The organism is Enemella evansiae (assembly GCF_002250705.1).
GTDB classification, from domain to species: domain Bacteria; phylum Actinomycetota; class Actinomycetes; order Propionibacteriales; family Propionibacteriaceae; genus Enemella; species Enemella evansiae.
Genome location: NZ_NMVP01000038.1, coordinates 99,791 through 124,907 on the forward strand (window position 1 = coordinate 99,791; position 25,117 = coordinate 124,907).

23 protein-coding genes and 1 tRNA gene are annotated in these 25,117 nt (G+C 70.2%); 12 read left to right on the forward strand and 12 right to left on the reverse strand.

The genetic code is table 11. The features are described from left to right. The first annotated feature begins 17 nt into the window (after positions 1 to 17). The gene (locus tag BI335_RS20530; RefSeq protein ID WP_094406089.1) at positions 18 to 3,440 is read left to right on the forward strand and encodes a pyruvate carboxylase; all 3,423 of its coding nucleotides are present in this window, start codon (positions 18 to 20) and stop codon (positions 3,438 to 3,440) included. Between the two features lie 99 nt (positions 3,441 to 3,539). Here BI335_RS20530 and BI335_RS20535 read toward each other — a convergent pair whose 3' ends face one another. After that, positions 3,540 to 4,004 (reverse strand): hypothetical protein, encoded by a 465-nt coding sequence (locus BI335_RS20535; RefSeq protein WP_094406088.1) that lies wholly within the window; start codon positions 4,002 to 4,004, stop codon positions 3,540 to 3,542. 296 nt (positions 4,005 to 4,300) lie between these two features. Between BI335_RS20535 and BI335_RS20540 the strand changes: the two genes are divergently transcribed. Beyond that, the gene (locus BI335_RS20540; RefSeq protein ID WP_094433294.1) at positions 4,301 to 5,572 is read left to right on the forward strand and encodes a hypothetical protein; all 1,272 of its coding nucleotides are present in this window, start codon (positions 4,301 to 4,303) and stop codon (positions 5,570 to 5,572) included. A gap of 44 nt (positions 5,573 to 5,616) precedes the next feature. On the opposite strand, the gene BI335_RS20545 is transcribed toward BI335_RS20540, so the two are convergent. Genes BI335_RS20545 through serC form a run of 3 tightly spaced genes read right to left on the reverse strand, consistent with a single transcriptional unit; the run spans position 5,617 to position 8,450 of the window. Beyond that, positions 5,617 to 6,564: a Dyp-type peroxidase gene (locus BI335_RS20545; protein ID WP_094433296.1), complete on the reverse strand. Its 948-nt coding sequence runs from the start codon at positions 6,562 to 6,564 to the stop codon at positions 5,617 to 5,619. 38 nt (positions 6,565 to 6,602) lie between these two features. Beyond that, positions 6,603 to 7,286 (reverse strand): PIG-L deacetylase family protein, encoded by a 684-nt coding sequence (locus BI335_RS20550; protein WP_094433298.1) that lies wholly within the window; start codon positions 7,284 to 7,286, stop codon positions 6,603 to 6,605. A gap of 48 nt (positions 7,287 to 7,334) precedes the next feature. Continuing rightward, entirely contained in the window at positions 7,335 to 8,450 is a 1,116-nt protein-coding gene (serC, locus tag BI335_RS20555) for a phosphoserine transaminase (protein ID WP_094433300.1), read from the reverse strand. Between the two features lie 36 nt (positions 8,451 to 8,486). Here serC and pdxH point away from each other — a divergent pair, with 36 nt between their 5' ends. The 6 genes from pdxH to trxA all read left to right on the forward strand — a co-directional run bounded on the left by pdxH (position 8,487) and on the right by trxA (position 13,516). Further along, the gene (gene pdxH / locus BI335_RS20560) at positions 8,487 to 9,161 is read left to right on the forward strand and encodes a pyridoxamine 5'-phosphate oxidase (RefSeq protein WP_094433302.1); all 675 of its coding nucleotides are present in this window, start codon (positions 8,487 to 8,489) and stop codon (positions 9,159 to 9,161) included. Between the two features lie 55 nt (positions 9,162 to 9,216). Beyond that, a complete protein-coding gene (locus tag BI335_RS20565) occupies positions 9,217 to 10,110 on the forward strand; it encodes an SIS domain-containing protein (protein ID WP_094433304.1) in 894 nt (297 codons plus the stop codon). A 43-nt stretch (positions 10,111 to 10,153) separates the two neighbouring features. Then, entirely contained in the window at positions 10,154 to 11,245 is a 1,092-nt protein-coding gene (locus BI335_RS20570; RefSeq protein ID WP_094433391.1) for an N-acetylglucosamine-6-phosphate deacetylase, read from the forward strand. A gap of 119 nt (positions 11,246 to 11,364) precedes the next feature. Continuing rightward, positions 11,365 to 12,063, forward strand: a complete 699-nt coding sequence (locus tag BI335_RS20575; RefSeq protein WP_094355648.1) for a metal-dependent transcriptional regulator — start codon at positions 11,365 to 11,367, stop codon at positions 12,061 to 12,063. Then, positions 12,056 to 13,093 carry a hypothetical protein gene (locus tag BI335_RS20580; protein ID WP_229118005.1) on the forward strand — a complete coding sequence of 346 codons (1,038 nt, stop codon included), beginning with the start codon at positions 12,056 to 12,058 and terminating at the stop codon, positions 13,091 to 13,093. The genes BI335_RS20575 and BI335_RS20580 overlap by 8 nt, the downstream gene beginning before the upstream one ends. A gap of 81 nt (positions 13,094 to 13,174) precedes the next feature. Continuing rightward, the gene (gene trxA, locus BI335_RS20585) at positions 13,175 to 13,516 is read left to right on the forward strand and encodes a thioredoxin (RefSeq protein ID WP_094355646.1); all 342 of its coding nucleotides are present in this window, start codon (positions 13,175 to 13,177) and stop codon (positions 13,514 to 13,516) included. 384 nt (positions 13,517 to 13,900) lie between these two features. Here the strand turns inward: trxA and BI335_RS20590 are convergent. The 3 genes from BI335_RS20590 to BI335_RS20600 form a co-directional block, all read right to left on the reverse strand. Then, positions 13,901 to 13,973: transfer RNA gene (locus BI335_RS20590), tRNA-Arg, on the reverse strand. Positions 13,974 to 14,150: 177 nt separating this feature from the next. Then, a complete protein-coding gene (locus BI335_RS20595; RefSeq protein WP_094406084.1) occupies positions 14,151 to 15,686 on the reverse strand; it encodes an ATP-dependent DNA ligase in 1,536 nt (511 codons plus the stop codon). Between the two features lie 22 nt (positions 15,687 to 15,708). Further along, positions 15,709 to 16,998 (reverse strand): ArgE/DapE family deacylase, encoded by a 1,290-nt coding sequence (locus BI335_RS20600; RefSeq protein ID WP_094433306.1) that lies wholly within the window; start codon positions 16,996 to 16,998, stop codon positions 15,709 to 15,711. Between the two features lie 45 nt (positions 16,999 to 17,043). Between BI335_RS20600 and BI335_RS20605 the strand changes: the two genes are divergently transcribed. The 3 genes from BI335_RS20605 (at position 17,044) to BI335_RS20615 (ending at position 19,156) form a co-directional block, all read left to right on the forward strand. Further along, a complete protein-coding gene (locus BI335_RS20605; RefSeq protein WP_133626645.1) occupies positions 17,044 to 17,364 on the forward strand; it encodes a hypothetical protein in 321 nt (106 codons plus the stop codon). Between the two features lie 77 nt (positions 17,365 to 17,441). Further along, the gene (locus BI335_RS20610; RefSeq protein ID WP_094406082.1) at positions 17,442 to 18,824 is read left to right on the forward strand and encodes a UTP--glucose-1-phosphate uridylyltransferase; all 1,383 of its coding nucleotides are present in this window, start codon (positions 17,442 to 17,444) and stop codon (positions 18,822 to 18,824) included. Further along, positions 18,821 to 19,156 carry a hypothetical protein gene (locus tag BI335_RS20615; protein WP_094406081.1) on the forward strand — a complete coding sequence of 112 codons (336 nt, stop codon included), beginning with the start codon at positions 18,821 to 18,823 and terminating at the stop codon, positions 19,154 to 19,156. The genes BI335_RS20610 and BI335_RS20615 overlap by 4 nt, the downstream gene beginning before the upstream one ends. Positions 19,157 to 19,268: 112 nt before the next feature. Here BI335_RS20615 and BI335_RS20620 read toward each other — a convergent pair whose 3' ends face one another. The 3 genes from BI335_RS20620 to BI335_RS20630 form a co-directional block, all read right to left on the reverse strand. Continuing rightward, positions 19,269 to 19,628: a large conductance mechanosensitive channel protein MscL gene (locus BI335_RS20620; RefSeq protein WP_094403569.1), complete on the reverse strand. Its 360-nt coding sequence runs from the start codon at positions 19,626 to 19,628 to the stop codon at positions 19,269 to 19,271. Between the two features lie 99 nt (positions 19,629 to 19,727). Continuing rightward, entirely contained in the window at positions 19,728 to 20,399 is a 672-nt protein-coding gene (locus tag BI335_RS20625; RefSeq protein WP_094433308.1) for an SAF domain-containing protein, read from the reverse strand. A gap of 219 nt (positions 20,400 to 20,618) precedes the next feature. Further along, positions 20,619 to 20,957, reverse strand: coding sequence for an FmdB family zinc ribbon protein (locus BI335_RS20630; protein ID WP_094433310.1), 339 nt, complete (start codon positions 20,955 to 20,957; stop codon positions 20,619 to 20,621). Positions 20,958 to 21,121: 164 nt separating this feature from the next. Here BI335_RS20630 and BI335_RS20635 point away from each other — a divergent pair, with 164 nt between their 5' ends. Continuing rightward, on the forward strand, positions 21,122 to 23,647 hold the full coding sequence (locus BI335_RS20635) for a penicillin acylase family protein (RefSeq protein WP_229119713.1): 2,526 nt from the start codon (positions 21,122 to 21,124) through the stop codon (positions 23,645 to 23,647). Positions 23,648 to 23,678: 31 nt separating this feature from the next. Here BI335_RS20635 and BI335_RS20640 read toward each other — a convergent pair whose 3' ends face one another. After that, on the reverse strand, positions 23,679 to 24,416 hold the full coding sequence (locus tag BI335_RS20640) for a DUF1345 domain-containing protein (protein ID WP_172421994.1): 738 nt from the start codon (positions 24,414 to 24,416) through the stop codon (positions 23,679 to 23,681). A 34-nt stretch (positions 24,417 to 24,450) separates the two neighbouring features. Then, positions 24,451 to 25,110 (reverse strand): 5-formyltetrahydrofolate cyclo-ligase, encoded by a 660-nt coding sequence (locus BI335_RS20645; RefSeq protein ID WP_094403573.1) that lies wholly within the window; start codon positions 25,108 to 25,110, stop codon positions 24,451 to 24,453. Positions 25,111 to 25,117: the final 7 nt, after the last annotated feature.

A 25,117-nucleotide genomic window follows, 5' to 3' on the forward strand; every position in this document is an offset into this window, starting at 1 on the left:
TCGATAACCTCTGACCCATGTTCGCCAAAGTACTGGTCGCCAACCGCGGCGAGATCGCCGTCCGTGCCTTCCGCGCCGCCGTCGAGCTCGGTGCCCGGACCGTTGCGGTCTTTCCCTATGAGGACCGCAACGCCGAGCATCGGATCAAGGCCGATGAGGCGTACCAGATCGGGGAGGAGGGGCACCCGGTCCGCGCCTACCTGGACATCGACGAGATCATCCGGGCCGCCAAGGAATCCGGCGCGGACGCGGTCTACCCCGGCTACGGCTTCCTGTCGGAGAACCCGGAGCTCGCCGACGCCTGCGCCCGCAACGGGTTGACCTTCATCGGCCCGCCCGCCGAGGTGCTCCGGATGGCCGGCAACAAGGTGTCCGCGGTCGCCGCGGCCCGCGCCGCCGGCGTACCGACCCTGAAGTCGACCCCGCCCGGCAAGGATCTCGACGAGCTCGTCGCCGGGGCCGAGGAGATCGGCTTCCCGGTCTTCGTGAAGGCCGTCGCCGGTGGCGGCGGCCGCGGGATGCGCCGGGTGGACCGCCCCGAGGAGCTCCGCGAGGCGCTCGGTGCGGCGATGCGGGAGGCCGAGGGTGCCTTCGGCGACCCGACGGTGTTCATCGAGCAGGCCGTGCAGCGCCCCCGCCACATCGAGGTGCAGATCCTGGCCGACACCCAGGGCCACGTGATGCACCTGTTCGAGCGGGACTGTTCGATCCAGCGCCGGCACCAGAAGGTGGTCGAGATCGCACCCGCCCCGCACATCTCCGACGAACTGCGGGAGAAGCTGTGCAGCGACGCGGTCAAGTTCGCCGAGTCGATCGACTACTCCTGCGCCGGCACCGTCGAGTTCCTGCTGGAGACCGAGGGGGAGCGGGCCGGGGAGCACGTCTTCATCGAGATGAACCCGCGGATCCAGGTCGAGCACACCGTCACCGAGGAGATCACCGACGTCGACCTGGTGCAGTCCCAGATGCGGATCGCCGCCGGTGAATCGCTCGCCGACCTCGGCCTCGACCAGGCCGACCTGAAGATCCGCGGCGCCGCGCTGCAGTGCCGGATCACCACCGAGGACCCGACCAACGGCTTCCGTCCCGATGTCGGCATGATCACCACCTACCGCTCCGCCTCCGGCGCCGGCATCCGCCTCGACGGCGGCACGGTCGGTACCGGGGTGGAGATCAGCCCCTATTTCGACTCGCTGCTGGTGAAGCTGACCGCCCGCGGCCGCACCTTCGAGCTGGCGACCGCCCGGGCCCGCCGCGCCCTGGCCGAGTTCCGGGTACGCGGGGTGACCACCAATGTGCCGTTCCTGCAGGCCGTGCTCGCCGACCCGGATTTCGTCGCCGGCAACCTGTCCACCGGCTTCATCGACGAACGACCCCAACTGCTCACCATGCGTACCCCCGCCGACCGCGGCACCCGGGTGCTGAACTGGCTCGCCGACGTCACCGTCAACCAGCCCAACGGCGCCCGGCCGATCGAGATCGACCCGGCCAGCAAACTGCCGGCGGTCGAGCTCGACCAGCCGGCCCCCGAGGGATCGCGGCAGCGGCTCGATCGGCTCGGCCCCGAGGGCTTCGCCGCCGACCTGCGCGGGGCCACCCACACCGAGGTCACCGACACCACCTTCCGCGACGCCCACCAGTCGCTGCTGGCCACCCGGATGCGCACCAAGGACCTCCTCGAGGCCGCGCCGGTGCTGGCCCGGATGCTGCCCGGCACCTTCTCGATGGAGTGCTGGGGCGGTGCCACCTACGATGTCGCGCTGCGCTTCCTCGGCGAGGACCCGTGGGAGCGGTTGGCGAAGCTGCGCGAGGCGATGCCCGGTCAGTGTCTGCAGATGCTGCTCCGCGGCCGCAACACCGTCGGTTACACGCCCTATCCGACCAAGGTCACCCAGGCCTTCGTCGCCGAGGCCGACGGGGTCGGCATCGACATCTTCCGGATCTTCGACGCCCTCAACGATGTCGAGCAGATGCGCCCGGCGATCGAGGCGGTCCGCGAGACCAACCGGTCGGTGGCCGAGGTGGCGCTCTGCTACACCTCCGACCTGACCAACCCGGGCGAGACGATCTACACCCTCGACTACTACCTGCGGCTCGCCGAGCAGATCGCCGAGGCCGGCGCGCACGTCTTCGCGATCAAGGACATGGCCGGCCTGCTCCGCCCGCCGGCCGCGCGGACGCTGGTCACCGCGCTGCGCGAGCGTTTCGACCTGCCGGTGCACCTGCACACCCACGACACCGCCGGTGGTCAGCTGGCCACCCTGATGGCGGCCATCGACGCCGGGGTGGATGCGGTCGACGTGGCCTCCGCCTCGATGGGCGGTACCACCTCCCAGGTGCCCGCCTCCGCGCTGGTCGCGGCCCTCGAGCACACCGAGCGGGCCACCCGGCTGACCGCGACGGGTCAGGACGATCTGCGCGCGGTGATGGATCTGGAGCCCTACTTCGAGGCCGTGCGCAAGGCGTACGCCCCCTTCGAATCCGGGTTGCCGAGCCCGACCGGCCGGGTCTACGACACCGAGATCCCCGGTGGTCAGCTGTCCAACCTGCGCCAGCAGGCGATCGCGCTCGGGCTGGGGGAGAAGTTCGAGCAGATCGAGCAGATGTACGCCGCCGCGGACAAGATCCTCGGCCGGCCGACCAAGGTCACCCCGTCCTCGAAGGTGGTCGGCGACCTGGCACTGCATCTGGTCGCGGTGGACGCCGACCCGGCCGATTTCGAGCAGAACCCCGACAAGTACGACATCCCGGACTCGGTGATCGGCTTCCTGGGTGGCGAGCTGGGTACGCCCGAGGGCGGCTGGCCGGAGCCCTTCCGCAGCAAGGCGCTCGGTGGTCGCAAGGTGCCGACCCGCGAGGAGGTCGTGCCGGCCGACGACCTGCCGAAGCTGGAGAACCCCGGCCGGATCCGGCAGGAAACCCTGAACCGGTTGCTGTTCCCCGCGCCCACCAAGGACTTCACCGCGAACCGGGAGACCTACGGCGACCTGTCCGCGATGCCGACGCTGGAGTTCCTCTACGGCCTCACCCCGGACACCGAGCACCACGTCCGGCTGGACAAGGGTGTCACCCTGATCGTCTCGCTGCAGTCGATCGGCGAGGCCGACAGCAAGGGCATCCGCACGGTGATGACCACGCTGAACGGCCAGCTCCGCCCGGTCCGGGTACGCGACCGTTCGATCAGCGTCGATGCGGTGCAGACCGAGCGGGCCGACCCGAACAAACCGGGCCAGGTCGCGGCCCCCTTCGCCGGGACCGTGCACGCGGTCGTCGAGGAGGGCCAGCAGGTCGCCGCCGGTGAGACGGTGGCCACCATCGAGGCGATGAAGATGGAGGCCAGCATCACCACCCCGGTGGCCGGCGTCGTCGAGCGGGTCGCCCTCTCCGGCGTACACCAGGTCGAGGGCGGTGACCTGGTCGTGGTCGTCAAACCCGAGTGACGCTGGCCGCTTGTCGAGATGAAGCGGTCGGGTCCTCTCGGCACGCGATCCATCGCTCCGCTCCGCTGCGCATGGCTCGCTACTCGAGGACCGTGCGTCCTAGCTGAGCGGGAGGCGTACCTGGTCGCCGGCGCGCAGCGGACGCAACTCCCGATGCCGGGTGAGGAAGGCGGCCGGGTCGGCCGGGGTGAGGATCAGCGCATCGGCCTCGCGGCGGATCCCGGCCAGCTCGTCGGCGGCGATCCGGGTGCGTACCCGGGTGTGCCGGGTCAGCTCGATGCCGTCGGGGCCCAGCATCACCTGACGCAGCCGATGCGGCGGCCCGGCGAGCCACCAGACCGCGAGCGCGAACAGCGGCAGCACGATGAAGGCGCCGACCCCGTTCCACTTGCCCTGGGTGAGCAGCACCCACAGCGCCGCGAGCGACGCGGCCGCCAGCAGCACGAGCAGATAGCGCAGCCGCGAGAAACCGCCGACCTGGATCGTCTCCGGCGTACCGGGCAGGCCCGTCGCGGGCACCGGGGCACCGCCGGCGGGCTCCGGGATCGGCTCGGCAGGGGTCACCCGGACAGGGTAGTGGACCCGGCACCTCGACGGCGGCCACTACGCTGTCGGGGTGAATCCGCGTGTCCGAAGGCTCATCGTGACCGGTGTGCTGGTCGTGCTGGTGCTGCTGGTCGTGGTCGGCGCGGTGCTGCAGTGGTGGCAGCGCTGACCGCGGACCGGGGCCCGGGGATTGTGACGCGGCTCATAGTATTGCCGCCCCTCATGCGTGCGACGATTCGCCAGCCGATGGCCCGGGTCGCGTAGTCTTCGCTGTTGGTGTCGCCGAGAGAGAGCGGGAGATGACGAGCACACGGATGCGGTGGTGTACCGCCATCGCCGCTTCGGTGGCGAGCCTTTCCCTCTCCCTGGCACCCGCGGCGTACGCCGATCCCTCACCCGAGCCGGCGGCCCCCGCGCCCACCCCGAAGCCCGCGTTCACCATCACCGACCCGCGGATCAAGGAGTCCTCCGGGCTGACCCGCGATGTCGGCAACAACCTCTACTGGACGGTCAACGACTCCGGTGACACCGGGGTCATCTATGCGATCGGCCCGGACGGGAAGACCAGGGGCACCCTGGAGTACGCCGCCAAACCGGTCGATGTGGAAGCGGTGCTGATGGTCGGCAACCGGCTCTATGTCGGCGACATCGGTGACAACCAGCGCAAGCGCGACAAGATCACCGTCTACTACTTCGACAGCCCCGCGCCCAACGACAATCGCTCCGGCAGCTACCGTGCCTACGACTTCGTCTATCCCGATGGGCCGCACGACGCGGAGGCGATGCTGGTCGACAAGCAGGGCCGGTTGCTGTTCGTCACCAAGGAGGCCGAGGGTGATGTGTACGCCGCCCCGCGGCAGCTGCGTACCGACGCCCCGAACACCCTGACCCGGGTCGCCCAGGGCCCGTCCTTCGTCACCGACGGTGCGGTTCTGCCCGACGGTCGGCTGGTGCTGCGCAGCTACGTCGCGGTCGAGGTGCTCAGCCCCGAGATCTACAGCACCGTGACCCGCGCGCCGCTGCCGTTCCAGCCGCAGGGCGAATCGGTCGCGGTGAGCCTGGACGGCAAGTCGCTGCTGGTCGGCTCCGAGGGCGAGAACTCGGTGGTCATGTCGGTGCCGATCCCCAAGCAGTTGGAGGTCGCGCCCACCCCCGGAGCGACCCCGCCGCCGTCACCGCCGCCGAGCGAGGCACCGGTCGATGAGGCCCCGCTCGAACCGCCCAGCGCCCGCGCCAGCCGGACGGGCACCCTGGTCGCGCTGCTGCTGGCCCTGCTGGTCTCCCTCGGTGGCGCGGCGGTGGTGCTGCTGCTGGGCCGCAACCGGCCCGGTCGGGCCGCCGGACCGATGCCGCCGCGGCGCGGCGGCGCCTCGGTCGGCCAGAGCACCCCGCAGCGGTCTGCCGAAGAGGCCGAACCGGACGCCGAGCGGGCCGAGCAGCCCGACCGGGCCGAGCCGTCGGCTGATCGGGGTGCGGACAGCAGTGCCCGGCGGGCCTGGGACGCACCGGATCTCGGCCGGCCGCTCGATGACGACGACCCGACCGTGATCCGGCCCCGGCTCGGGGACGACTGGCCTCGTCGCTGAACCGGCGGCGTACCGGTCGAGTCACCGGCCGGTCGGCGTACTGGTCAGTCGGAGAGGGACTTCAGGAACCCGCGCGGCGGGACGAACAGGGTCACCCCGGTGACCGCCTTCGAGAAATCGAGGATCTTGTCGTACAGCGGCGGCGGATCGCCGACGAACATCCGCTCCAGCATCTTCTCGGTGACCCACAGGTGGCGGGAGTAGCCGATGAAGAAGGTGCCGTAGACGCCCTCACCGGGGGTCGCGAACGGCATGTTGTCGCGCAGGATGTCGTGCTCGCCCTGCTCGTCGGTGATCGTGCACAGCGTCTTGTGCGACTTCTGCTGATCGGCGCCGGCATCGGGCAGTTCGACGTTGTCGGGTTTGGTACGCCCGATGATCTGCTCCTGGGTCTCGGTCGACTGCTTGCGCCAGGCGCCCAGGTCGTGCAGGTACTTCTGGATGACGACATAGCTGCCGCCGGCGTACTGCTCGTCCTCCTCGCCGACCAGGGTCGCGGCCGGCAGCGCGAGGCCGTCGGGGTTCGCGGTGCCGTCGATGAACTCGAGCAGGTCGCGGCCGTCGAAGTAGCGGAAACCGGCGACATCGTCGACGGTGCTGACCGAATCGCCGAGCGCCTCCAGCAGCAGCTTCTCGAACTCGATGACCAGATCGGTCGAGTCGGCGCGGATGTGGAACAGCAGGTCACCCGGGGTGGCGACCGCGGTGTGTTTCGCCCCCTTGATCTCGGTGAACGGCTTGAGCTCCTTCGGCTTCGGCCGGTTGCCGGTGAGCCGGTCCCAGACGTGGTCGGAGATCCCGACGTTGCAGGTGAAGGGCCGGCCGTTGGCGCGGATCCGGACGTCCTTGATCAGGTCGTCGATGCCGGCCACGACCCCGCGTGCGGTGGTCGTGGCGTCGTCACCGTCGCCGACGGTCAGCACCAGGAAGGCGGCCGCCGTGGTCATGGGGGCGTCGATGGCCTGGGGTTCCGGCTGGGTGGGGTCCGTCATTGACCCACCCTAACCAGACCCGGCCCAGATCGACAGGGCTACAGGTCGACCCGGGTGAAACCGACCCAGATCCCGCCGTCCTCATCGCGCTGGCAGGTCATCTCCACCTGCTTGCGGGCCTGCTCCGCCACCGGGGTGTCCGGGTCGAGCACCTGCAGATAGACATCGTGCTCGGCCAGCGACCCGATCGCCCGCTGCACGTCCTCCTCGGTGACGGCCACCCGGTGCGTCGACCCGGGCCCGTTCTCGAACAGCCAGCGCGGCCGCTCCTCGGCGGGCAGGTCGGCGGTCGCGGCCACCGCCGCATTGCCGAACTCGATGTGGTCACGCTGGTTGGGTGCCTCCGGACCCCAGGCCGGCCCGCGGTAGAGGGAGAGCACCACGTCCGGGCGGCGGTCCCGGATCTCCTTGCCCAGTGCGGATCGCAGCGATTCGTCGTTGCGCAGCTCGCTGTCGGGGAAGCCGAGGAAGGTGATGTCGGTGACCCCGACGACCGCGCCCGCGCGGCGCTGCTCCTCCTCCCGCAGCGGGCCGCAGACGGCCGGTTCCATGCCGTCGATACCGGCCTCGCCACTGGTGGCCAGCACGTAGTCCACGCGCTTGCCCTCCCGCGTCCACCGCGAGATCGCGGTGGCCATGCCGTATTCGGGATCATCGGGGTGGGCGACCAGCACCAACGCCCGCTGCCAATCGGCGGGGAACTCCGGCAACCTGCTGTCCATGCGCCCATCATGGCCGACCGGCGGCAGATCCGCAGCGGTTCGTGGGGGTCAGCGGCGTACCCGCGGCAGCACCCAGTCGATGCAATGGGTGAGCGCGGTGACATCCTCCGGGTCGATCGCCGGGAACAGCCCGATCCGCAGCTGGTTGCGGCCCAGCTTGCGATAGGGCTCGGTGTCCACCACACCGTTGGCACGCAGCACCGTCGCCAGTTCGGCGGCATCGACCGACTCGTCGAAGTCGATGGTGCCGACGACCGGGGAGCGGTGCTCCGGTTCGGCGACGAACGGGGTGGTCAGCGGATTCTCCAGCGCCCAGCGATAGAGCCGCATCGACGACGCCCGGGTGCGCTGCTCGGCGTACGCCATCCCGCCGTTCTCCAGCAACCAGCTGAGCTGCTCGGCCATCAGGAAGAGGGTCGCGATCGCCGGGGTGTTCAGCGTCTGGTCCTTCAGCGAATTGTCGTACGCCGCCTTCAGCGACAACATCTCCGGGATCCACCGATCACTGGCCGCGATCCGCTCCATCCGCTCGATCGCGCGCGGCGACAGGAACGCCAGCCACAGTCCACCGTCGGAGGCAAATCCCTTCTGTGGTGCGAAATAGTAGACATCGACTGCGGTGAGATCGACCCCGACACCACCGGCGGCCGAGGTGCCGTCGATCAGCACCAGCGCCTCCTCGCCACCGATCCGGTGGACCGGGGCGAGCGCACCGGTGGAGGTCTCGTTGTGCGCCCAGGCATAGACGTCGACACCCTCGGTCGGCTCCGGCAACCGGACCGTGCCGGCGGGGGATTCGAAGACCGACGGGTCCGCAAGATGCGGTGCGGCCGCGGCCGCCTTGGCGAACTTGGACGAGAACTCGCCGAAGACACCGTGCGCCGACCGCTGCTCGATCAGCGAACAGACCGCGAGATCCCAGAAGGTGCTGGCGCCACCGTTGCCGAGCACGACCTGGTAACCGTCCGGCAACCCGTAGAGGGTGCCCAGCCCGGCGCGTACCCGATGCACCAGTTCCCGCACCGGTTCCTGCCGATGGGAGGTGCCGAGCAGGGTCGCGGCGGAATCGACCAGGGCTTCCACGGCGGCCGGGCGGACCTTCGCCGGACCACACCCGAACCGTCCGTCGCGGGGCAGCAGCAACGGGGGGATCTCGATCGGCATGGCGCAATCCTTTCACGCGCGGCACAGTGGGGGGCCATGAGCCGAGACGAGCCTGCCGACCTGAAGGGACTGCGCACCGACTACGACTCGGTACGCCTGCTGGAGGACGAGGCGGGGATGGACCCGACCCGGTTGTTCGAACGCTGGCTGGGCGACGCGCTCGCCGCGGCCGAGCGCGGCGAGGTGAAGGAACCGACGGCGATGACGGTGGCCACCGTGCGGATGACCGACGGCCGGCCGCGACCCAGCGCGCGGGTGGTGCTGCTCAAGGATTTCGGCGAGGGGTCGTTCACCTTCTACACCAACTACGACTCGAACAAGGGCAACCAGCTCGCCGAGAACCCGGGGGTGGCGGCCACCTTCTGGTGGCCGGCGCTCTATCGCTCGGTCCGCATCGAGGGCATCGTCGAGCGGGTCGGCGCGGCCGAGTCGGACGCCTACTTCGCGGTCCGACCGCGCGGCTCCCAGATCGCCGCCGCGATGTCGCGGCAGTCCCACCCGATCGCCGACGCGGCCGCACTCGCCGAGGCGTACGCCGGAGCGGAGACCGAGTACGCCGAGGGCGAGGTGCCCCGGCCGCAGCACTGGGGTGGCTTCCGGATCGTGCCGGACCGGATCGAGTTCTGGCAGGGCCGGCCGAGCCGGTTGCACGATCGGTTGCTGTTCGACCGCTACGACTACCGCTGGCGGCGTACCCGACTGCAGCCCTGAGGCCGCACGCTAGGTTGGAGCCGATGGTCCACCGCAGCCGAGCCGAGGAGCGTAGATGCCCTTCCTGACCGATGACGAGATCGGCTCCCAGCCGGAGTGCTGGCAGCGGGCCGGGGAACTGCTGCCGGAGGTGGCGCACCTGCTGCCCGCCGACGGTGAGCGGGTCGCCTTCGTCGGGACCGGCACGGCCTGGTACATCGCGCAGTCGATGGCCGCCCTCCGGGAGGCCGCCGGGATGGGGCAGTCGGACGCCTTCACCGCCTCGGAGTGCCCGCGGGACCGCGGCTACCAGCGGCTGGTGGTGCTGAGCCGCTCCGGGCGAACCACCGACATCAACCGCCTGCTCAGCGATGTCGGCGGCCGGATCCCGACCCTGGCCGTCGTCGGCGACGTGGTCCCCGAGACCTCACCGACCGCCCGGTTGGCCGAGGCCAGCATCGACCTGTCCTTCGCCGACGAGGCCTCGGTGGTGCAGACCCGCTTCGCCACCACCGCGCTCGCCCTGGTCCGGGCCTGGGTCGGCGACCCGCTCGCCGAGATGGTCCGCCAGGCCACCGAGGCGCTGCAGTACCGGCTCACCGAGGAGATGGCCGATGTCGAGCAGATCACCTATCTGGGTCATGGCTGGACGATCGGGCTGGCCCAGGAGGCGGCGCTGAAGTTCCGCCAGTGCACGCAGAGCTGGGCCGAGGCGTACCCGGCGATGGAATATCGGCACGGCCCGATCGCGGTCGCCGAACCCGGCCGGGTGGTGTGGAGCTTCGGCCGCCCGCCCTATGGTCTGGCCGCCCAGGTCCGCGACACCGGCGCCACCTTCGTCGACCACGACATCGACCCGATGGCCGATCTGATCATCGCCCAGCGGCTCGCCGTGGCCCGGGCGATGAAGCTCGGTCTGAATCCCGACGCACCGCGCAATCTGACCCGCGCGGTGGTGCTGGCGGACTGAGGTGGAACCGCTGCTGGTCGCGGGGGCCGTCACCCCGTCGGGCATGGTCGCCCCCGCCCGGATCGAGATCGCCGACGACCGGATCGCCGCCGTCGAACCCGCACCGGGTGCCGCCACCGACGACACCTGGGCCCTGCCCGGTTACATCGACACCCACACCCATGGTGGCGTCGGGGTGGACTTCGGCTCCACCGATGCCGCCGGGGTACGCCGGGTGCTCGACTTCGCCCGTTCCCGCGGCACCACCACCCAGTTCGCCAGCCTGGCCACCGACACCGTGGACAACCTGTGCCGCCAGCTGGAGATGCTGTCCGGTCTCGCCGCCGCCGGTGAGCTGGCCGGGTTGCACCTGGAGGGGCCCTTCCTGGCCGAGGCCCGCCGCGGCGCGCACGATCCGCTGCTGCTCCGCGATCCCACTCCCGAGCTGGTGGATGCCCTGCTCACCGCCGCCGACGGGCAGCTGGCGATGGTCACCCTGGCCCCCGAGCTCGATGGCGCGGTCGAGGCGATCGAGCGGTTCCGGGCCGCCGGGGTGTGTGTCGCGTTCGGGCATTCCGATACCGGGGCCGAGCTGACCCGGCGGACCATCGATGCCGGTGCGCGGGTGGCGACCCATCTGTTCAACGCGATGCAGCCGATCCATCACCGCGACCCGGGCCCGGTCCCGGTGCTCTTGGACGATCCGCGGGTCGGGGTCGAGCTGATCTGCGACGGCATCCATCTCTCACCCGAGGTGATCCGGATGTCCGCCGACGCGGCCGGTTGGGACCGGGTGTTGCTGGTCACCGACGCGATGGCCGCCGCCGGGCTCGGCGACGGTGATTACGCGCTCGGTGCGGTGCAGGCCCGGGTCAGCGGCGGGGTGGCCCGGTTGCTGGTCGCCGACGGGTCCGGGGCGCCGACCCTGGGCAGCATCGCCGGCTCCACGCTGACCATGGCGGCCGCGGTGCGGTATGTGCTCGGGCTGGGTGCCGATCTGACGGCGGTGGCCGCCGCCGCGGCCGGCAATCCGGCCCGTTGGCACGGGCTGACCGAGGTCGGTGCACTGGCGCCGGGGTACCGGGCGGATCTGGTGCTCACCGACCCCGGCGGCGGGGTACGCCGGGTGCTGCGCGGCGGTCGCTGGGTCGACTGAACGAGCAGGCCGGTCGAACAGTTCCCGGGCGTACGACCGCCCAGTAAGCTGGGGTGACCCCGCCGGCTCGACCTGCTGGGGTTAGGCCACCCGCAGACAGGCAGGACAGGAGCAGCCGCGTGAGCGACCTGATCGACACCACCGAGATGTATCTGCGCACCATCTACGAGCTCGAGGAAGAGGGTGTGGTTCCGCTGCGTGCCCGGATCGCCGAGCGGCTGCACCAGAGCGGCCCGACGGTGTCCCAGACCGTGGCCCGGATGGAACGCGACGGGTTGCTCTCGGTGCAGGGCGACCGGCATCTGGAGCTCAGCGAGGTGGGCCGCGATCGTGCCATCCGGGTGATGCGCAAGCACCGGCTCGCCGAGCGGCTGCTGGTCGATGTGATCGGCCTGGAGTGGGAGAACGTGCACGACGAGGCCTGCCGGTGGGAGCACGTCATCTCCGATGATGTGGAGCGGCGGCTGGTCTCCATCCTCGGTGACCCGATCACCTCGCCCTACGGGAACCCGATCCCGGGGCTGGCCGATCTCGGGTCCACCGCGGCCGCCGATGCCGGCGAGTCGAGCCAGGCGCTGGCGCGACTGGTCTCCGGCGGCGGGTCCACGCGGGTGCAGCTGCGCCGGATCGGGGAGAACCTGCAGACCGGGCACGAGACGATGGCGGCCTTGTTCCGTGCCGGGATCGTGCCGGGCGTGGAGGTGGACGCCGAACCGGGTGCCGGGGGCGTACGCCTGACGACCGATTCGGGGGAGAGCTACGAGGTGGACGCCGACGCGGCCGAGCAGCTGTTCGCCGTGGTGGTCGTCCGTGCCTGACGGGCCGGTCCGCGCACTGCTGGAGGGACACTGGTACGACGCGGTGGCGGCCCTGGCCCAGGACAAGCTGCCGCAGACCGGGTCGCCGCAGCGGCTGGCGAAGGTCCGCGACCTGGCGACCGCGGCGAAACGGGTGCTGGACCTGGACGCCGAGGACTTCGGCACCATCGCCGAGGGTTTCGACCGGCCGTGGGCCCTGCGGCTGGCGGAGTCCTCCTTCCCGCTGCTGCCGCGCGATCCGCAGCGCGGGGCGCTGGCCTCGCTGGTACCGCTGTACGAGTTGATGCTCGAGGTGATGCAGCTGCGCGCGCTGCGCCACGAACCGCTGCAGGTGGTGGTGACCGCGCACCTGATCGGGGAATACCTCTGCCAGCTCGCCTGGGAATCGACCCTGGGGCACGGCGGGGATCCGCTGCGGATGCGCGACAGTGTGGGGGAGCGCTGGGGCACCGACGACCGCAGCTGCCCGCATAACTCGGCGCTGCGGGCCACCGCCAAGCGGTCGCTGAACGCCTGCAACGGTGACGTGATCGGCTACACCGCCTATCTGGACAAGTTCCACTCCCGGCTCGGGGATGCACTCGCGGTCTGCGCGATGAACCACGAGACCATCGGCGCGGGGGAGCGGCCCGATGTCGGCGAGACCTGTCCGAACCCGTGCTCCTGGGCGGTCCAGGGGTCGCTGGAGCAACGCCGCGATCTGGATGCCCGGGTCCGGTTGGCGCTGCTCTACGTGGATTCGCCGATCGTGGCGCTGCGGCACCACGCACCGGTCGGGCACTTCTTCGGCGTACCGTCGGTGCAGGAGATCTCCGAGGCCTGGCTGCGGACCTGGGAGCGGCTCAGCCAGCCGTGGCCCGACGGCAGCAATCCGCTGCTGCTGCGGACGGTGCCGGGGGCCGGTACGCCGGATGAGGCGCTGCCCGGGATGTCGGCGCTGGTGTCCACCGTGGCTGGGCGGACCATCGGCGCCGGCCGGGTGATCCGTTCCATCGGTGACGACATCATGCTTACCCTTGAGGGGGAATAGCGTTCCCGGCACCGGTGTTGTGCAGGTGAGCGTGGCCCTGTGCGAATGGGCACGACCGAACTAGAGAGAGGTACGCCCGATATGGCAACCGTTGACCTGAACTCCGAGGACTTCGTGTCCACGATCAAGGAGAACGACCTGGTCCTGGTCGACTTCTGGGCCGACTGGTGTGGCCCGTGCAAGCGCTTCTCGCCGATCTACTCGAAGGTGTCGGAGTCCCACGACGATGTCGTCTTCGGCAAGGTCGACACCGAGGCCAACCAGGAGCTGTCCGGTTCGCTGGGCATCATGAGCATCCCCACGGTGATGGCGTTCCACAAGGGCAACATGGTCTTCAACCAGGCCGGCCTGCTGAACGCCTCCCAGCTGGAGAACCTGATCGAGCAGCTCAAGGGCCTCCCGGAGGAGACCCCCGCCAGCTGACCTCCAGGAGGCGAGCGTCTGGCGGCGCGTCCCCGCGATGCAGGCCCACCAAGGAGAAATCCCGCGTCACTGAGGTGACCGGCGCGGAAAGGCCGCGAGGATTTCGACGACTGGGCCGAAGAGCGGGGTCATGGCGCCGCGCGCGAGCCGACGCAGAGCGAAGGGCCCGGAACCGATCTGGTTCCGGGCCCTTCGTCATGATTGAGGAGAGCGCCGACGAACGGGCTCACGCACCTTGTCTACCCACCCCCAGGAGACATCCATCGGCGCTCTCAATAAAAAAGATACCCACCCACGGGGTCCCAACCAAGGGCACATCCCAAAATCGGCCCAAAAGCAACTCGGACTGAGCGGAATCTCATCAAACAACGGGTGAACGTCGGGCGGCCCCAGTTGGATTCGAACCAACGACACCCGCTTTAGGAGAGCGGTGCTCTATCCCCTGAGCTATGGGGCCTCGCCGCTCGCGCGGCCGTCTCAGCCTAGCGCTCCCGCACAGCCCCACCCCAATCGAGCTCCTCGGCAGCTGTCCATCCAGAAACGATCATGGAATATCCGGCCCTTCAGCCGCAAACATACGTATGCAAGTACGAATATTCCATGATCATTCTTTGCGGACGGCGCGCGAGCCCGGTCAGCCCTCGCCGAGAGCGCGGACGTCGGAGATCGTGTCGGCCTCACCGGCCGGCTTGTCGTCGCGATAACGCACCACCCGGGCGAACCGCAGCGCCACCCCGCCCGGATAACGACGCGATCGCTGCACCCCGTCCAGGGCGATCTCGACGACCTGCTCGGGCCGCACCGTCACCATCCAGTCACCCTCGTCGACCGCCAGGTCGGTGAACCGTTCGGTCTGCCAGCGCAGCATCTCATCGGTCATCCCCTTGAAGGTCTTGCCGACCATCACGAACCCACCCGGCGGGCCGAAGCGGCCCTCGGGATCGCGCGCGCCGAGATGGATGTTCGACAGCCAGCCGCGCCGCCGGCCACTGCCGCGCTCGACCGCGAGCACCACCAGGTCGAGGGTGTGCCGCGGCTTCACCTTGATCCAGGCCGCGCCCCGGCGACCCGCGGCATAGGGCGCGTCCAGATCCTTGAGCACCACCCCCTCATGGCCGTCGGCGACCACCTGCTCGAAGAACCGGGCCGCCTCCTGTGGGTCGGTGGTGTCGGCGCGCCGGATCCGGTACTCCCGCGGCACCAGTCGGTCCAGCACCGCCAACCGGTCCACCAGCGGGCGGTCCAGCAGGGACGCGCCGTCGGCGTGGAGCACGTCGAAGAACGCCGGTACCAGCCCGGCGCCGGCCTCCGGTGCCGGACTCAGCGTGGCACTGCGCGCGGCCGTGTCCTGGAAGGGCCGCGGTTTCCCGGCCGCATCGTGGGCCAGCACCTCCCCGTCCAGCACCAGATCCCCACCGGGCAGCGCGGCCACGATCGCCGCCACCTCGGGCAGCCGGTCGGTGATGTCGTCCAGGCTGCGGGTGAACAGGCGCACCCCGTCCGCACCGCGGTGCGCCTGGATCCGGATGCCGTCCAGCTTGGTGTCCAGGCTCCACCGGTCGCCGAGTTTTTCCAATGCAGCAGGAACATCCGGGGCCGAGGAGGCCAGCATCGGGCGTACTCCCTGACCGACCTGTACGCCGAACGCGGCGACCGCCTCGCTGCCGCCGGTGAGCGCGGCCACGGCCACCGGGGCCGTCGCGCCGCGGACCGTCACCGCTCGCCGCAGCTCGGTCATCGGCACCCCGGAGGCGGCGGCGACCGCATCGAGGATCGCCGCGTCCAGCGCACCCTGACGCACCTCACCCGACAGCAGGCCGCGCAGCAGCCGCTGTTCGCCCGCGGTCGCGGCACCGAACAACCGGCTCATCGCCTCTCGGCGGGCCAGCTGCGAGCCCGGCCCGGCCAGCCCGGCGACCCGTTCCAGCTCGGCGTCGACCGCGGTCACCTCGAGGCTCGGCTCGGCGGCCGGATCGGGCAGCGTGCTGAGCGAGGCCCAGCCGACCCCGGTACGCCGTTGCCGCAGTTCGCCGGCGAGCCAGACGACCACGATCTCGAGGTCCTCGGCCGGGGTACGGCGCAGCAGCTCGGCCAGCAGGTCCCGCTTGGCGTTGCGGGAACGCGTCGCGGCCACCGCGGCCGAGGTGTCGGCGACCTCCTGGAGCAGCATGCCGGTCAGGCTATCCCGGGGGTCAGCGCGCCGCGTGACCACCGAGCCGGCGGACCGCGAGCACGGCCAGGGTCCGCGCCACCTGGATCGTCTCGGCGATCGACACCTGTTCCCGGGGTGCATGTGCCATCGCCACATCGCCGGGACCGTAGTGCAGGGTCGGGATCCCACCGACGCCGGTGTAGAGCCGCAGATCCGAGCCATAGGGTGCGGCCCCGAGTGCCGCCGCGCGTCCGCTCACCGCCGCGATCGCCTGCTGGGTCTCACCGATGAAGGCGTGGTCGGCCTCGATCCGTCCGGAGCCGAACTGCCCGCCGGACCAGCTGACCCGGATCGGTTGGTCACGCAGGAACGGATGCCGGGCGCAGACCTCGGCGACCACCTGCTCCAGCTCGGCGCGGGCGGTCGCCGGGTCCTCGTCCAGGCGTACGCCCATCCGCCCCTCGGCGGTCAGCAGGTCCGGCACGCTGCTCGCCCAGTCGCCACCGCGGACCGTGCCCACCGAAATCGCGTAGGGCAACGGATTCCCGGCGAACAGCGGATCGGGATCGGCGTTGCGGCGGGCCTCCAGCCCGGCCAGCGCCGGATGCAGGGTGAGGAAGTTCTCGATCGCGGAGACCCCGCTGAGCCGGGCCGATCCGTGTGCCGCCCGGCCGGGCACCTCGAGGGTGAAGGTGAGCGCACCGGCGCAGGCGGTGACCAGCCGGCCGCTGGTCGGCTCGGGGATCACCGCGAACTCACCGGTGTGACCGCGCCGCAGGGTGGCGTACGCACCCAGCCCACCGTCCTCCTCGCTGACCACGCAGTGCAGCGCGAAGCCGCGCTCGAACCGCAGCCCGCTGTCCCGCAGCGCCTGGGCGACGGCCAGGTTGGCGGCCAGCCCCGCCTTCATGTCGCAGGCCCCGCGACCGTGCAGGATGTCCCCGGAGATCGTTGCCTGGAAGGGATCGGCCTGACCCCACTTGGCGGGATCACCGACCGGTACCACGTCCACATGGCCCTGCAGGACCAGCGCCGGGACCTCCTCGCCGGCGGTCCCGGCGGCGTTGCCGACCACCCCGTGACCCTCACCGCGCTCGGCCTCCACGCCGGGGAAGTCGTCGGCGGCGTACAACTCGTCCAGCGCCAACCGCCAGCTGTCCACCTCCAGCCCGAGTTCGGTGAGCCGGCCGGCGAGCATCGCCTGCAGCTCGGACTCGGCATCGCTGCCGGTCACCGACGGCACCCGCACCAGCTCGACCAGGGTCCGGACCAGCCGCTCCTCGTCCAGGGCCGTCAGAACGCGGGCCTCGGCATCGCTCCAGGTGCTCATCCGGGCAGCCTAGGGCGAGCGTCGGGTTGCGCCTAGAGTGGGACCATGGATCCCAGGGAGCAGCCGGAGTCGCTGATGGAGAGCATCCGGCCCAATCGCCGCCGCGGCCCGCTGGCCGGGTTCGGTGACCGCCATGCTCCGGTGACGGTTCCGGTCAGCCTGGTGGTGCTGGCGCTGGCGCTGCTGTTCACCTTCTTCTATCTGCCGCACTGGCAATATCTCGGTGCCGCCCTGTTGTTCGGTGTCGGCGCCGGCGCCTCCCATTTCGCGATGCGCAAGGACCACGGCCACGTCCTGCTGACCGGCATCGTCGCGGTGCTGGTGTGCGTGGTGGCGATCGTGCTGTTCGCCACCGCGCCGAACTGAACCGGCCAGCTGCAGCGACCCGGCCCGCCCTCGCTAGGTTTGACCAGACAGATGACCGATACCGCCGAGGAGGCAGGGTGAGCGCCGAGGGACTGCGCAGCGCGATCGACAAGATGACCGAAGCCGGGGTCGACCCGGTCGAGATCGAGGTCTTCCGGCACTACTACAGCGAACTGGAGTCCGGTGCGACCGGTCTGATCGCCGAGGACAGCATCAGCCCGCTGACCGAGGTGGACCGGCTCGCCGATCAGCACCCGGACCCGGAGCAGTCCCGTGAGGCGCTCGCGCAGACGGTGATGATCAAGCTGAACGGTGGCCTGGGCACCTCGATGGGGATGGACCGGGCGAAGTCGCTGCTGCCGGTGCGCGACGGGAAGACCTTCCTCGATCTGATCCTGCAGCAGGTGCGCAGCGCCCGGGAGACCCATGGCGCCCGGTTGCCGCTGCTGCTGATGGACAGCTTCCGCACTCGTGCGGACACGCTCGCCGTGCTGGCCGACCAGGCGGATCTGCCGGTCGGTGACCTGCCGCCGGATTTCCTGCAGAACTTCGAGCCGAAGCTGCGCACCGACGACCTGACCCCGGTGTCCTGGCCGGCCGACGAGTCGCTCGAGTGGTGCCCGCCGGGGCACGGGGACATCTATCCGGCGCTGCTCGGCTCCGGGATCCTGGATCGCCTGCTGGAGCAGGGATTCCGCTATGCGTCGGTATCCAACTCCGACAACCTGGGCGCGGCCCCGGACCCGGTGCTGGCCGGCTGGTTCGCCGCCAGCGGTGCACCGTACGCCGCCGAGCTGTGCCGGCGGACCGTGAACGACCGCAAGGGTGGGCATCTCGCGGTCCGCCGCAGCGATGGTCGGTTGATCCTGCGGGACACGGCCCAGACCGCCGATGACGAGATGCACTTCTTCACCGACGAGCACCGGCATCCGTTCTTCCACACCAACAATCTGTGGTGGGACCTGCAGCGACTGAGGGAGGTGCTCGTCGAGCGCCGCGGGGTGCTCGGCCTGCCGCTGATCCGCAACACCAAGACCGTCGACCCGGCCGATTCCGATTCCCCGGAGGTCTTCCAGGTGGAGACCGCGATGGGGGCGGCGATCGAGGTCTTCGAGGGGGCGACCGCGATCGTGGTGGACCGCAGCCGGTTCCTGCCGGTGAAGACCACCAATGAGCTGCTGCTGCTGCGCTCGGACTGCTACCGGGTGCGGACCGACGGCACCCTCGAGGCGACCACCGACAGCACGCCGGCGGTGAGCCTGGATTCGGCTTACTACAAGAAGATCGGCGACTTCGACGCCCGGTTCGCCGACGGTGCCCCCTCGCTGCGTGAGGCCACCTCGCTGCAGGTGCAGGGTGACTTCTCCTTCGGTGCCGATGTGGTGGTCCGGGGGAAGGTCGAGCTCGATGGCGGTGCCGAACAGCAGCGCATCGAACCCGGGACCGTGCTCGGCGGATGAGCACCGGTTGGCACCGGGTGCTCGGCTTCACGCTCACCGGTGAGGAACTCGACCTGCCGGATCACGACACCCCGCAGCCGGCGGTGCTGCTGGCGGAGCTGGCCGGGTTGGGCTGGTCCGGTGACCGGCTCCGGGAGGCCGCGCGGCGCAATCATCAACCGACACAGCAGATGCGGGCGGGTCTGGGTGCGGCCCAGTACGCCGCGGCGATGGCCGAGGTGCGCCGGCTGCTCGGTGCCACCGGCGCGGTGTCCCGGGTGAGTTCCGGGCGTACCGGGCTGGACGCAGCCGATCGCCGCCTGCTCGCCGACCGGCCACCGCACTGGGGCTGATCGGAGCACTGGGGTTGATCGGAGAAATCTCGTGTGGGCAGAGAAAAACCCCGTCACCGCACCGTGACGGGGTTTTCTGCTGCTCTGGGTCGGGGGTGGTCGAGGGTGAGGATCAGCGACCGGCGAGCAGGTCGCGGATCTCGGCCAGCAGCTCGGTCTCGGTGGCGGTCTTCTCGTCGGTGATCCCGCGCATCTTCTTGTACTGCTCGTAAGGCTTCACGACAGCGAGGTAGAGAACCAGAGCGGTGACGACGAAGCTGAACAGGGTGCTCAGGAAGTCACCGATCTTGAGGCCCCACACGACGGCGGAGCTGAAGGCCTGGCTGGGGTCGAAACCGAGGATGCGAGCAACGAGATCCATCAGCAGGGCGGCGAAGCTCTTCACCACGGCGGCGAAGGCAGTGCCCATGATGAAGGCAACGGCAAGCTCGATGAGGTTGCCCTTCATGATGAAGTCTTTGAAGCCCTTCATACTTCTTCTCCAATCAGTTCGTAGGCCCACCTTGGGCCGGAACGGCTCGCAATCTATCAGCCGGTAACCGGCGTCCCGGCTTTTCCACGCGTGTCGCGCTCAGCGCAACACGATCGAGAGCCGGCCCGAATTCTGGGCCAGACTCGGCGCCGCATCGGCCTGGACCTCGAGCAGCAGCAGCGCACCCCGACTGTCCTCGGTGGCGAACGGGCCGGCACCGGTTCCCGTGCCCGGAAGGGCCGCGACCCGGGCACCGCGGGCCACCACCCGGGCGGTGCCCTGGTCGATCGGAGTGGCCAGCACGTCGACGGCATCACCGACCCGGAGCAGGGTGGCCACCCCCGGATCGGTGAGCCGGACCGGTGCCAGCACCTGGTCGTCGGCACCGCGGCCGGCCCGCGGGCTGACCACCGAGAGATCCGAGAGCGGCGTACCCCCGGAGACCGGCGCGGTCAGCACCCGCCCGATCAGCGCGGCCGGGTCGGTGCTGCGTTCGGTGGGTGCGAGGCGGGTCGGATAGCTGACGACCTTGAGATCGGCCGCGCTCAGCGGGGCGCCGCCGCTCAACGGTTTCGCGGCGACCACCACGGGTACGCCGGGGTCGGGAGCGGGACGGGCGGCGAGCAGGGTGCAGAGCACCGCGGCCACCGCACAGACCACGGCCAGGGCGCGGCGGTGCCAGAGCAACCAGCGGCCGAAGCTCGCCAGGGGCGTACGCCGCGGCGGGCGCGTGCGGCGGGGGCGGAAGACGGAACTGGACTCAGCAGGCATGCCCCACCATGGGTATCGCGTGCCGGAATCGTGCACCGCTGTCCACAGGCACCGACCGCACCGAGAAGTTGTCCACAGGCCCCACGCTCATCGAGTGGGCCGCCATCCGCAGCGGAGCGGACCACCACGGTCGGTTACGGGAACACCCCGCGGACGCACCCTTTCGCAGGCAGCGCTGGTGGGGCGGGTCCAGCGCACCGTGGCCGGTGGCGTCCGGTATCAGGCGGAGGTGGCGGCCTTGCTGGAGCTGGACTTCGAGTCGCTGGAGGAACTGCCGGAGCTGCCCGAACCGCCCGAGCCCGAGTCGGCCCTGCTGGGCGAATCGGACTTCTTCTCCCCGGAGGAGGACCCGCCCGACGAGCTCTTCGCGCCGGCGTCCTTGCGGGAGTCGGTGCGATAGAAACCGGAACCCTTGAAGTGCACGCCGACGGCGTTGTAGACCTTCCGCAGCTGCCCACCGTCACAGTTGGGGCACTCGGTCAGGGCATCGTCGGTGAACTTCTGCTGGACCTCGAGGTCGGACCCGCAGTCCTTGCAGCGGTACTGATACGTGGGCATCGTGTCTCCTTCTGGCACTCAAGCATAGCGACTGCTAATGCGCAGGTGTGAATTTCGCCATTCCGACAGCCGGTCGGCTGTCTCGGGCCCACCTCGCTCGTTAGGCTCGGGTGGGTCTCGGCCGGACCCGGCCACCGCGCACCGACCCCGCCCGAAGGATTGACTTGCGACATCTGCCGCGCTGGTTGTTCAACCTGCTGATCACCGTTGCGCTGGTGCTGGCGGCGCTGGCGAGCCTGGCGGTGGTCACGATCCGGGAATCCTTCCCGCAGACCGAGGGCAGCACGACGGTGACCCCCTTGGCCAACCCGGTCACCGTGCTCCGCGACGCCCGCGGCGTACCCCAGATCTATGCCGACACCCCCGAGGACCTGTTCGCGGCGCAGGGCTGGGTGTCCGCCCAGGACCGGTTCTTCGAGATGGACTTCCGCCGCCGCGTCACCGCGGGCCGGCTCGCCGAATGGTTCGGCCCCTCCCAGGTCGCGACCGACCGCTATGTCCGCACCCTGGGTTGGCGCCGGGTGGCCGAGCAGGAGTTCGCGATGCTCAGCTCCAGCAGCCGGCGCTATCTGGAGTCGTACGCCGCCGGGGTGAACGCCTATCTCACCTCGCGACAGCCCAGCGACCTCGGGGTCGAGTACACCATCCTTGGCCTGCAGGGCCGTGGCGCCCGGCCCGAACCGTGGTCCGGGGTGGATTCGTTGGCCTGGTTGAAGGCGATGGCCTGGCAGCTGGACGGCAACCGCACCTCCGAGATCGAGAACGCGGTGATGCGGCAGGTGGTCGGCCCGCAGCGGGCCGCCGAGCTGCGCCCGCCCTTCGACCCGCAGGTGTTCGAACCGATCGTCGGTCGGGGAGCGCCGGTGGCGGGGGAGTTCGACCCGAACGCCCGCCAGGGGCAGCAGCGCACCGCTCCGGAACTTCCCGCGGCCGCGGTACCGCAGTTGCGGGCGATCGCCGAACTGGACGGCAAGCTGCCGGCGATGGTCGCGGACCGGGACAGCGGTGGTCTGGGCTCCAACTCCTGGGTGGTCTCCGGGGAGCGCACCGCCTCCGGCAAACCCATGCTGGCCAATGATCCGCACCTGGCCACCTCGATCCCGTCGGTCTTCACCCAGGTCGGGCTGCACTGCCGCAATGTCAGCGAGGGCTGCCCGTTCGATGTCACCGGATATTCCTTCTCCGGCATGCCCGGGGTGATGATCGGCCACAACGCCGACATCGCCTGGGGGATGACCACCCCCTACGTCGACACCCAGGATCTCTATCTGGAACAGGTGCGCGGCGGCAAGGTACGCCGCGGCGAGGACTGGGTCGAGCTGGAGACCCGCACCGAGACGATCGACGTCGCCGGGGAGGAACCACGCACGATCACGGTACGCACCGGATCGCATGGCCCATTGCTCTCCGATGTGGATGCGCAACTGCGGGGTGTGCCGGCGCCCGAGACCCCCGACGGGGTGGAGAGCGCGGTCGCGTTGAGCTGGACCGCGCTCACCCCGAGCGCCTCCCTGGATGCGGTGTTCGGGGTCAACGAGGCACGCAACTTCACCGAGTTCCGGCAGGCCGCGGAACGTCTCAAGGCGCCCTCGCAGAACCTGATCTACGCCGACACCCAGGGCAACATCGGCTATCAGCTGCCCGGTGACCTGCCGCGCCGCGGGGCCGGTGACGGCACCGTCCCGATGCCCGGCTGGGATCCGGCCTACGACTGGCAGGGCCGGGTGCCGTTCGCCGAACTGCCGTACGCCTACAACCCGCCCCGGAACTACATCGTCGCCGCCAACCAGCAGATCATCGCCAACTATCCAGGGGTGCTCGGATCGGACTATTCGATGGGCTGGCGCAGTCAGCAGATCGGTGAGCGGATCAACGCCCTGCAACGGCCGATGACCGTCGAGGACAGCCAGGCGATCTTCACCGACAACCGCGTCCGGTTCGCCGACCGGATCGTGCCCTCGCTGCTGCGCGTGCCACCGGCGGAGGACTGGGTGCGGGACGGGCAGCAGGTGCTGCGTGACTGGGACCTGCAGGCCGGTCCGGATTCGGCCGGCGCGGCCTATTTCCAGTTGGTGATGAAGCATCTGCTGCGGCTCACCTTCGATGACGAGGTGCCGCCCGAACTGCGCACCGGCAATTCCGATCGCTGGTACGGGGTGCTGGCCGAGCTGCTGCGCGATCCCCGCAATCCGTGGTGGGACGACAAGAACACCGTGATCGTCGAGGACCGGGACACGATCATCGCCCAGGCGATGGTGGACGCCCGCCGCGACATCACGGTGCTGATGAGCCGGGATCCGTCGGGTTGGCAGTGGGGCAAGTCGCATCGGCTGCGGTTGCGCAACCAGACCTTCGGATCCTCGGGGATCGGTGCCCTGGAAGCGATCTTCAACCGCGGGGACGAACCGGTCGGCGGCGGGACGGCGATCGTCCAGGCCTTCGGTTTCGATGACCGCAAGTGGGGTTTCGAGGTCACCTCCGGGCCGACGATGCGGATGGTCGTCGACCTGTCCGATCTGGACAATTCGCGGTGGGTGAACCAGTCGGGGCAGTCCGGGCACCCCTTCCATCCCAACTACGACGACCAGCTGGAGCTGCTGGCCCGTGGGGAGATGCCGCTCTGGCCCTATCGCCGCGAGGCCGTCGAAGCCGCCGCCGAGGAACGCCTGGAACTCCTCCCCGGCAGCTGAACCGTTCGCACCACCGCCCCCGGGCGTGAGGTCATTGGGCAGAGCCGAGCATCAGGGACACGATCATCGCGACCAGCACGGAGTTGAAGACGAATGCGAGGATCCCCTGGGTCATCACCGCCCGGCGCGCCGCGGAGCTGGTGATGGCGGTGTCGGTGGTACCGAAGGTGGCTTGTACGGCCAGCGACAGATAGAGATAGTCGGTGAACTCGCGTTCGCTGTCCCGGTCGCCGGGGAACTCGAAGCCGCCATGCAGCAGATCGAAGCGGGCATAGTGGACCGCGTACATGATCGCGATGTTGGCCCAGGCCCCGGCCACCATCACCAACCCGAGCGCCAGCAGCGGGATCGAAGCGCGGAGCTGGGGAATGAAGACCATCACGACCAGTCCGACCAGCGCGAACAAGGAGATCTGGATCGACCAGGCGGGGCCGGAATCGTCATTCCGGAGCCGGTGCAGCAGACCGCGCCGTCGCGGCTCCTTCTCTGGCTGCGCCTTGGGATCGGCGGTGACCGCGGCGCCCAGGGCGGCCCCGCTGAGCACGCCGAAGGTGCGCATGGTCAGCAGCGAATGCACCACGGTGTACATCGCCCACGACACGACCAGACCGACCAGCCACGAGTAGCGCAGGAGCTGCCGGTTGGTGAACGCGAGCGCCAGACAACCCGCGCCGGCGGGTATCAGGATGATGAACATGGCCAGGTACGCCCGACGTTGCTCGGACAGCAGCCAACGGCTCCGGGGCTGTGGCCGAATCGGTGCGCTCATGGCATTCATGGGCCAATCCTGCATTCGCGAGGGCTCAGTCGGGTGGTGGGACCAACCGGGTCGGGGTGATGAGCACATCCACCCGCCGGTCCCAGGGCTGTACCGGCAGGCTCGGCAGCACCTCGTCGTCGTTCAACGGCATGACGGTGACCGCATCCGCTGCGGCGTACTCCAGGGCGCGGTCGAACCAACCGCCGCCCATCCCGAGCCGCTCGCCGGCGGTGGTCCCGGCGAGCCCGGAGCAGACGATCACGCCCGCCTCGGCCAGTCCCTCGGCGCCGACCGGGTCGGTGGTGGGCTCGGGGATGCCCCACAGCCCGGCCCGTAACCGGTCCGGGCCGGCATAGGGCGCCCAGTCCGGTTCCCGGCGTACCGACCCGTCGGCGCGCCGATCGAGCACCGGCAACAGCACCCGGACCCCGTGGGCGGTGAGCCACCCGACCGTCTCCAGGGTGCCCGGTTCGTCAGCATGGGAGAGGTACGCCGCCACCACCGAATCCGGCTGGGGCGTACCCCAGAAATCCTGCAGCAGCAGGAAACGTGCATGGTCATCCGCCAGCCGTGCGGCCTCCGGCCGGGCCCGGCGACGGGTGCGGATCGCGCCGCGCAGCATCTCCTTGGCGGACCGCAATGCCTCCTGGTCCGCTGCGGATCCGGTGTCACCGGGGCGCCTGGGCGGTCCGGGCAGGTTCATTCGCCTA

Bases quoted from the DNA above. Each gene is read 5' to 3' on its own strand.
- BI335_RS20530 (WP_094406089.1), top strand. From the start codon at position 18: ATGTTCGCCAAAGTACTGGTCGCCAACCGCGGCGAGATCGCCGTCCGT.
- BI335_RS20540 (WP_094433294.1), top strand. From the start codon at position 4,301: ATGCGGTGGTGTACCGCCATCGCCGCTTCGGTGGCGAGCCTTTCCCTC.
- BI335_RS20545 (WP_094433296.1), bottom strand. From the start codon at position 6,564: ATGACGGACCCCACCCAGCCGGAACCCCAGGCCATCGACGCCCCCATG.
- BI335_RS20550 (WP_094433298.1), bottom strand. From the start codon at position 7,286: ATGGACAGCAGGTTGCCGGAGTTCCCCGCCGATTGGCAGCGGGCGTTG.
- serC (WP_094433300.1), bottom strand. From the start codon at position 8,450: ATGCCGATCGAGATCCCCCCGTTGCTGCTGCCCCGCGACGGACGGTTC.
- pdxH (WP_094433302.1), top strand. From the start codon at position 8,487: ATGAGCCGAGACGAGCCTGCCGACCTGAAGGGACTGCGCACCGACTAC.
- BI335_RS20565 (WP_094433304.1), top strand. From the start codon at position 9,217: ATGCCCTTCCTGACCGATGACGAGATCGGCTCCCAGCCGGAGTGCTGG.
- BI335_RS20570 (WP_094433391.1), top strand. From the start codon at position 10,154: ATGGTCGCCCCCGCCCGGATCGAGATCGCCGACGACCGGATCGCCGCC.
- trxA (WP_094355646.1), top strand. From the start codon at position 13,175: ATGGCAACCGTTGACCTGAACTCCGAGGACTTCGTGTCCACGATCAAG.
- BI335_RS20595 (WP_094406084.1), bottom strand. From the start codon at position 15,686: ATGCTGCTCCAGGAGGTCGCCGACACCTCGGCCGCGGTGGCCGCGACG.
- BI335_RS20600 (WP_094433306.1), bottom strand. From the start codon at position 16,998: ATGAGCACCTGGAGCGATGCCGAGGCCCGCGTTCTGACGGCCCTGGAC.
- BI335_RS20605 (WP_133626645.1), top strand. From the start codon at position 17,044: ATGGATCCCAGGGAGCAGCCGGAGTCGCTGATGGAGAGCATCCGGCCC.
- BI335_RS20615 (WP_094406081.1), top strand. From the start codon at position 18,821: ATGAGCACCGGTTGGCACCGGGTGCTCGGCTTCACGCTCACCGGTGAG.
- BI335_RS20620 (WP_094403569.1), bottom strand. From the start codon at position 19,628: ATGAAGGGCTTCAAAGACTTCATCATGAAGGGCAACCTCATCGAGCTT.
- BI335_RS20625 (WP_094433308.1), bottom strand. From the start codon at position 20,399: ATGCCTGCTGAGTCCAGTTCCGTCTTCCGCCCCCGCCGCACGCGCCCG.
- BI335_RS20630 (WP_094433310.1), bottom strand. From the start codon at position 20,957: ATGCCCACGTATCAGTACCGCTGCAAGGACTGCGGGTCCGACCTCGAG.
- BI335_RS20640 (WP_172421994.1), bottom strand. From the start codon at position 24,416: ATGAGCGCACCGATTCGGCCACAGCCCCGGAGCCGTTGGCTGCTGTCC.
- BI335_RS20645 (WP_094403573.1), bottom strand. From the start codon at position 25,110: ATGAACCTGCCCGGACCGCCCAGGCGCCCCGGTGACACCGGATCCGCA.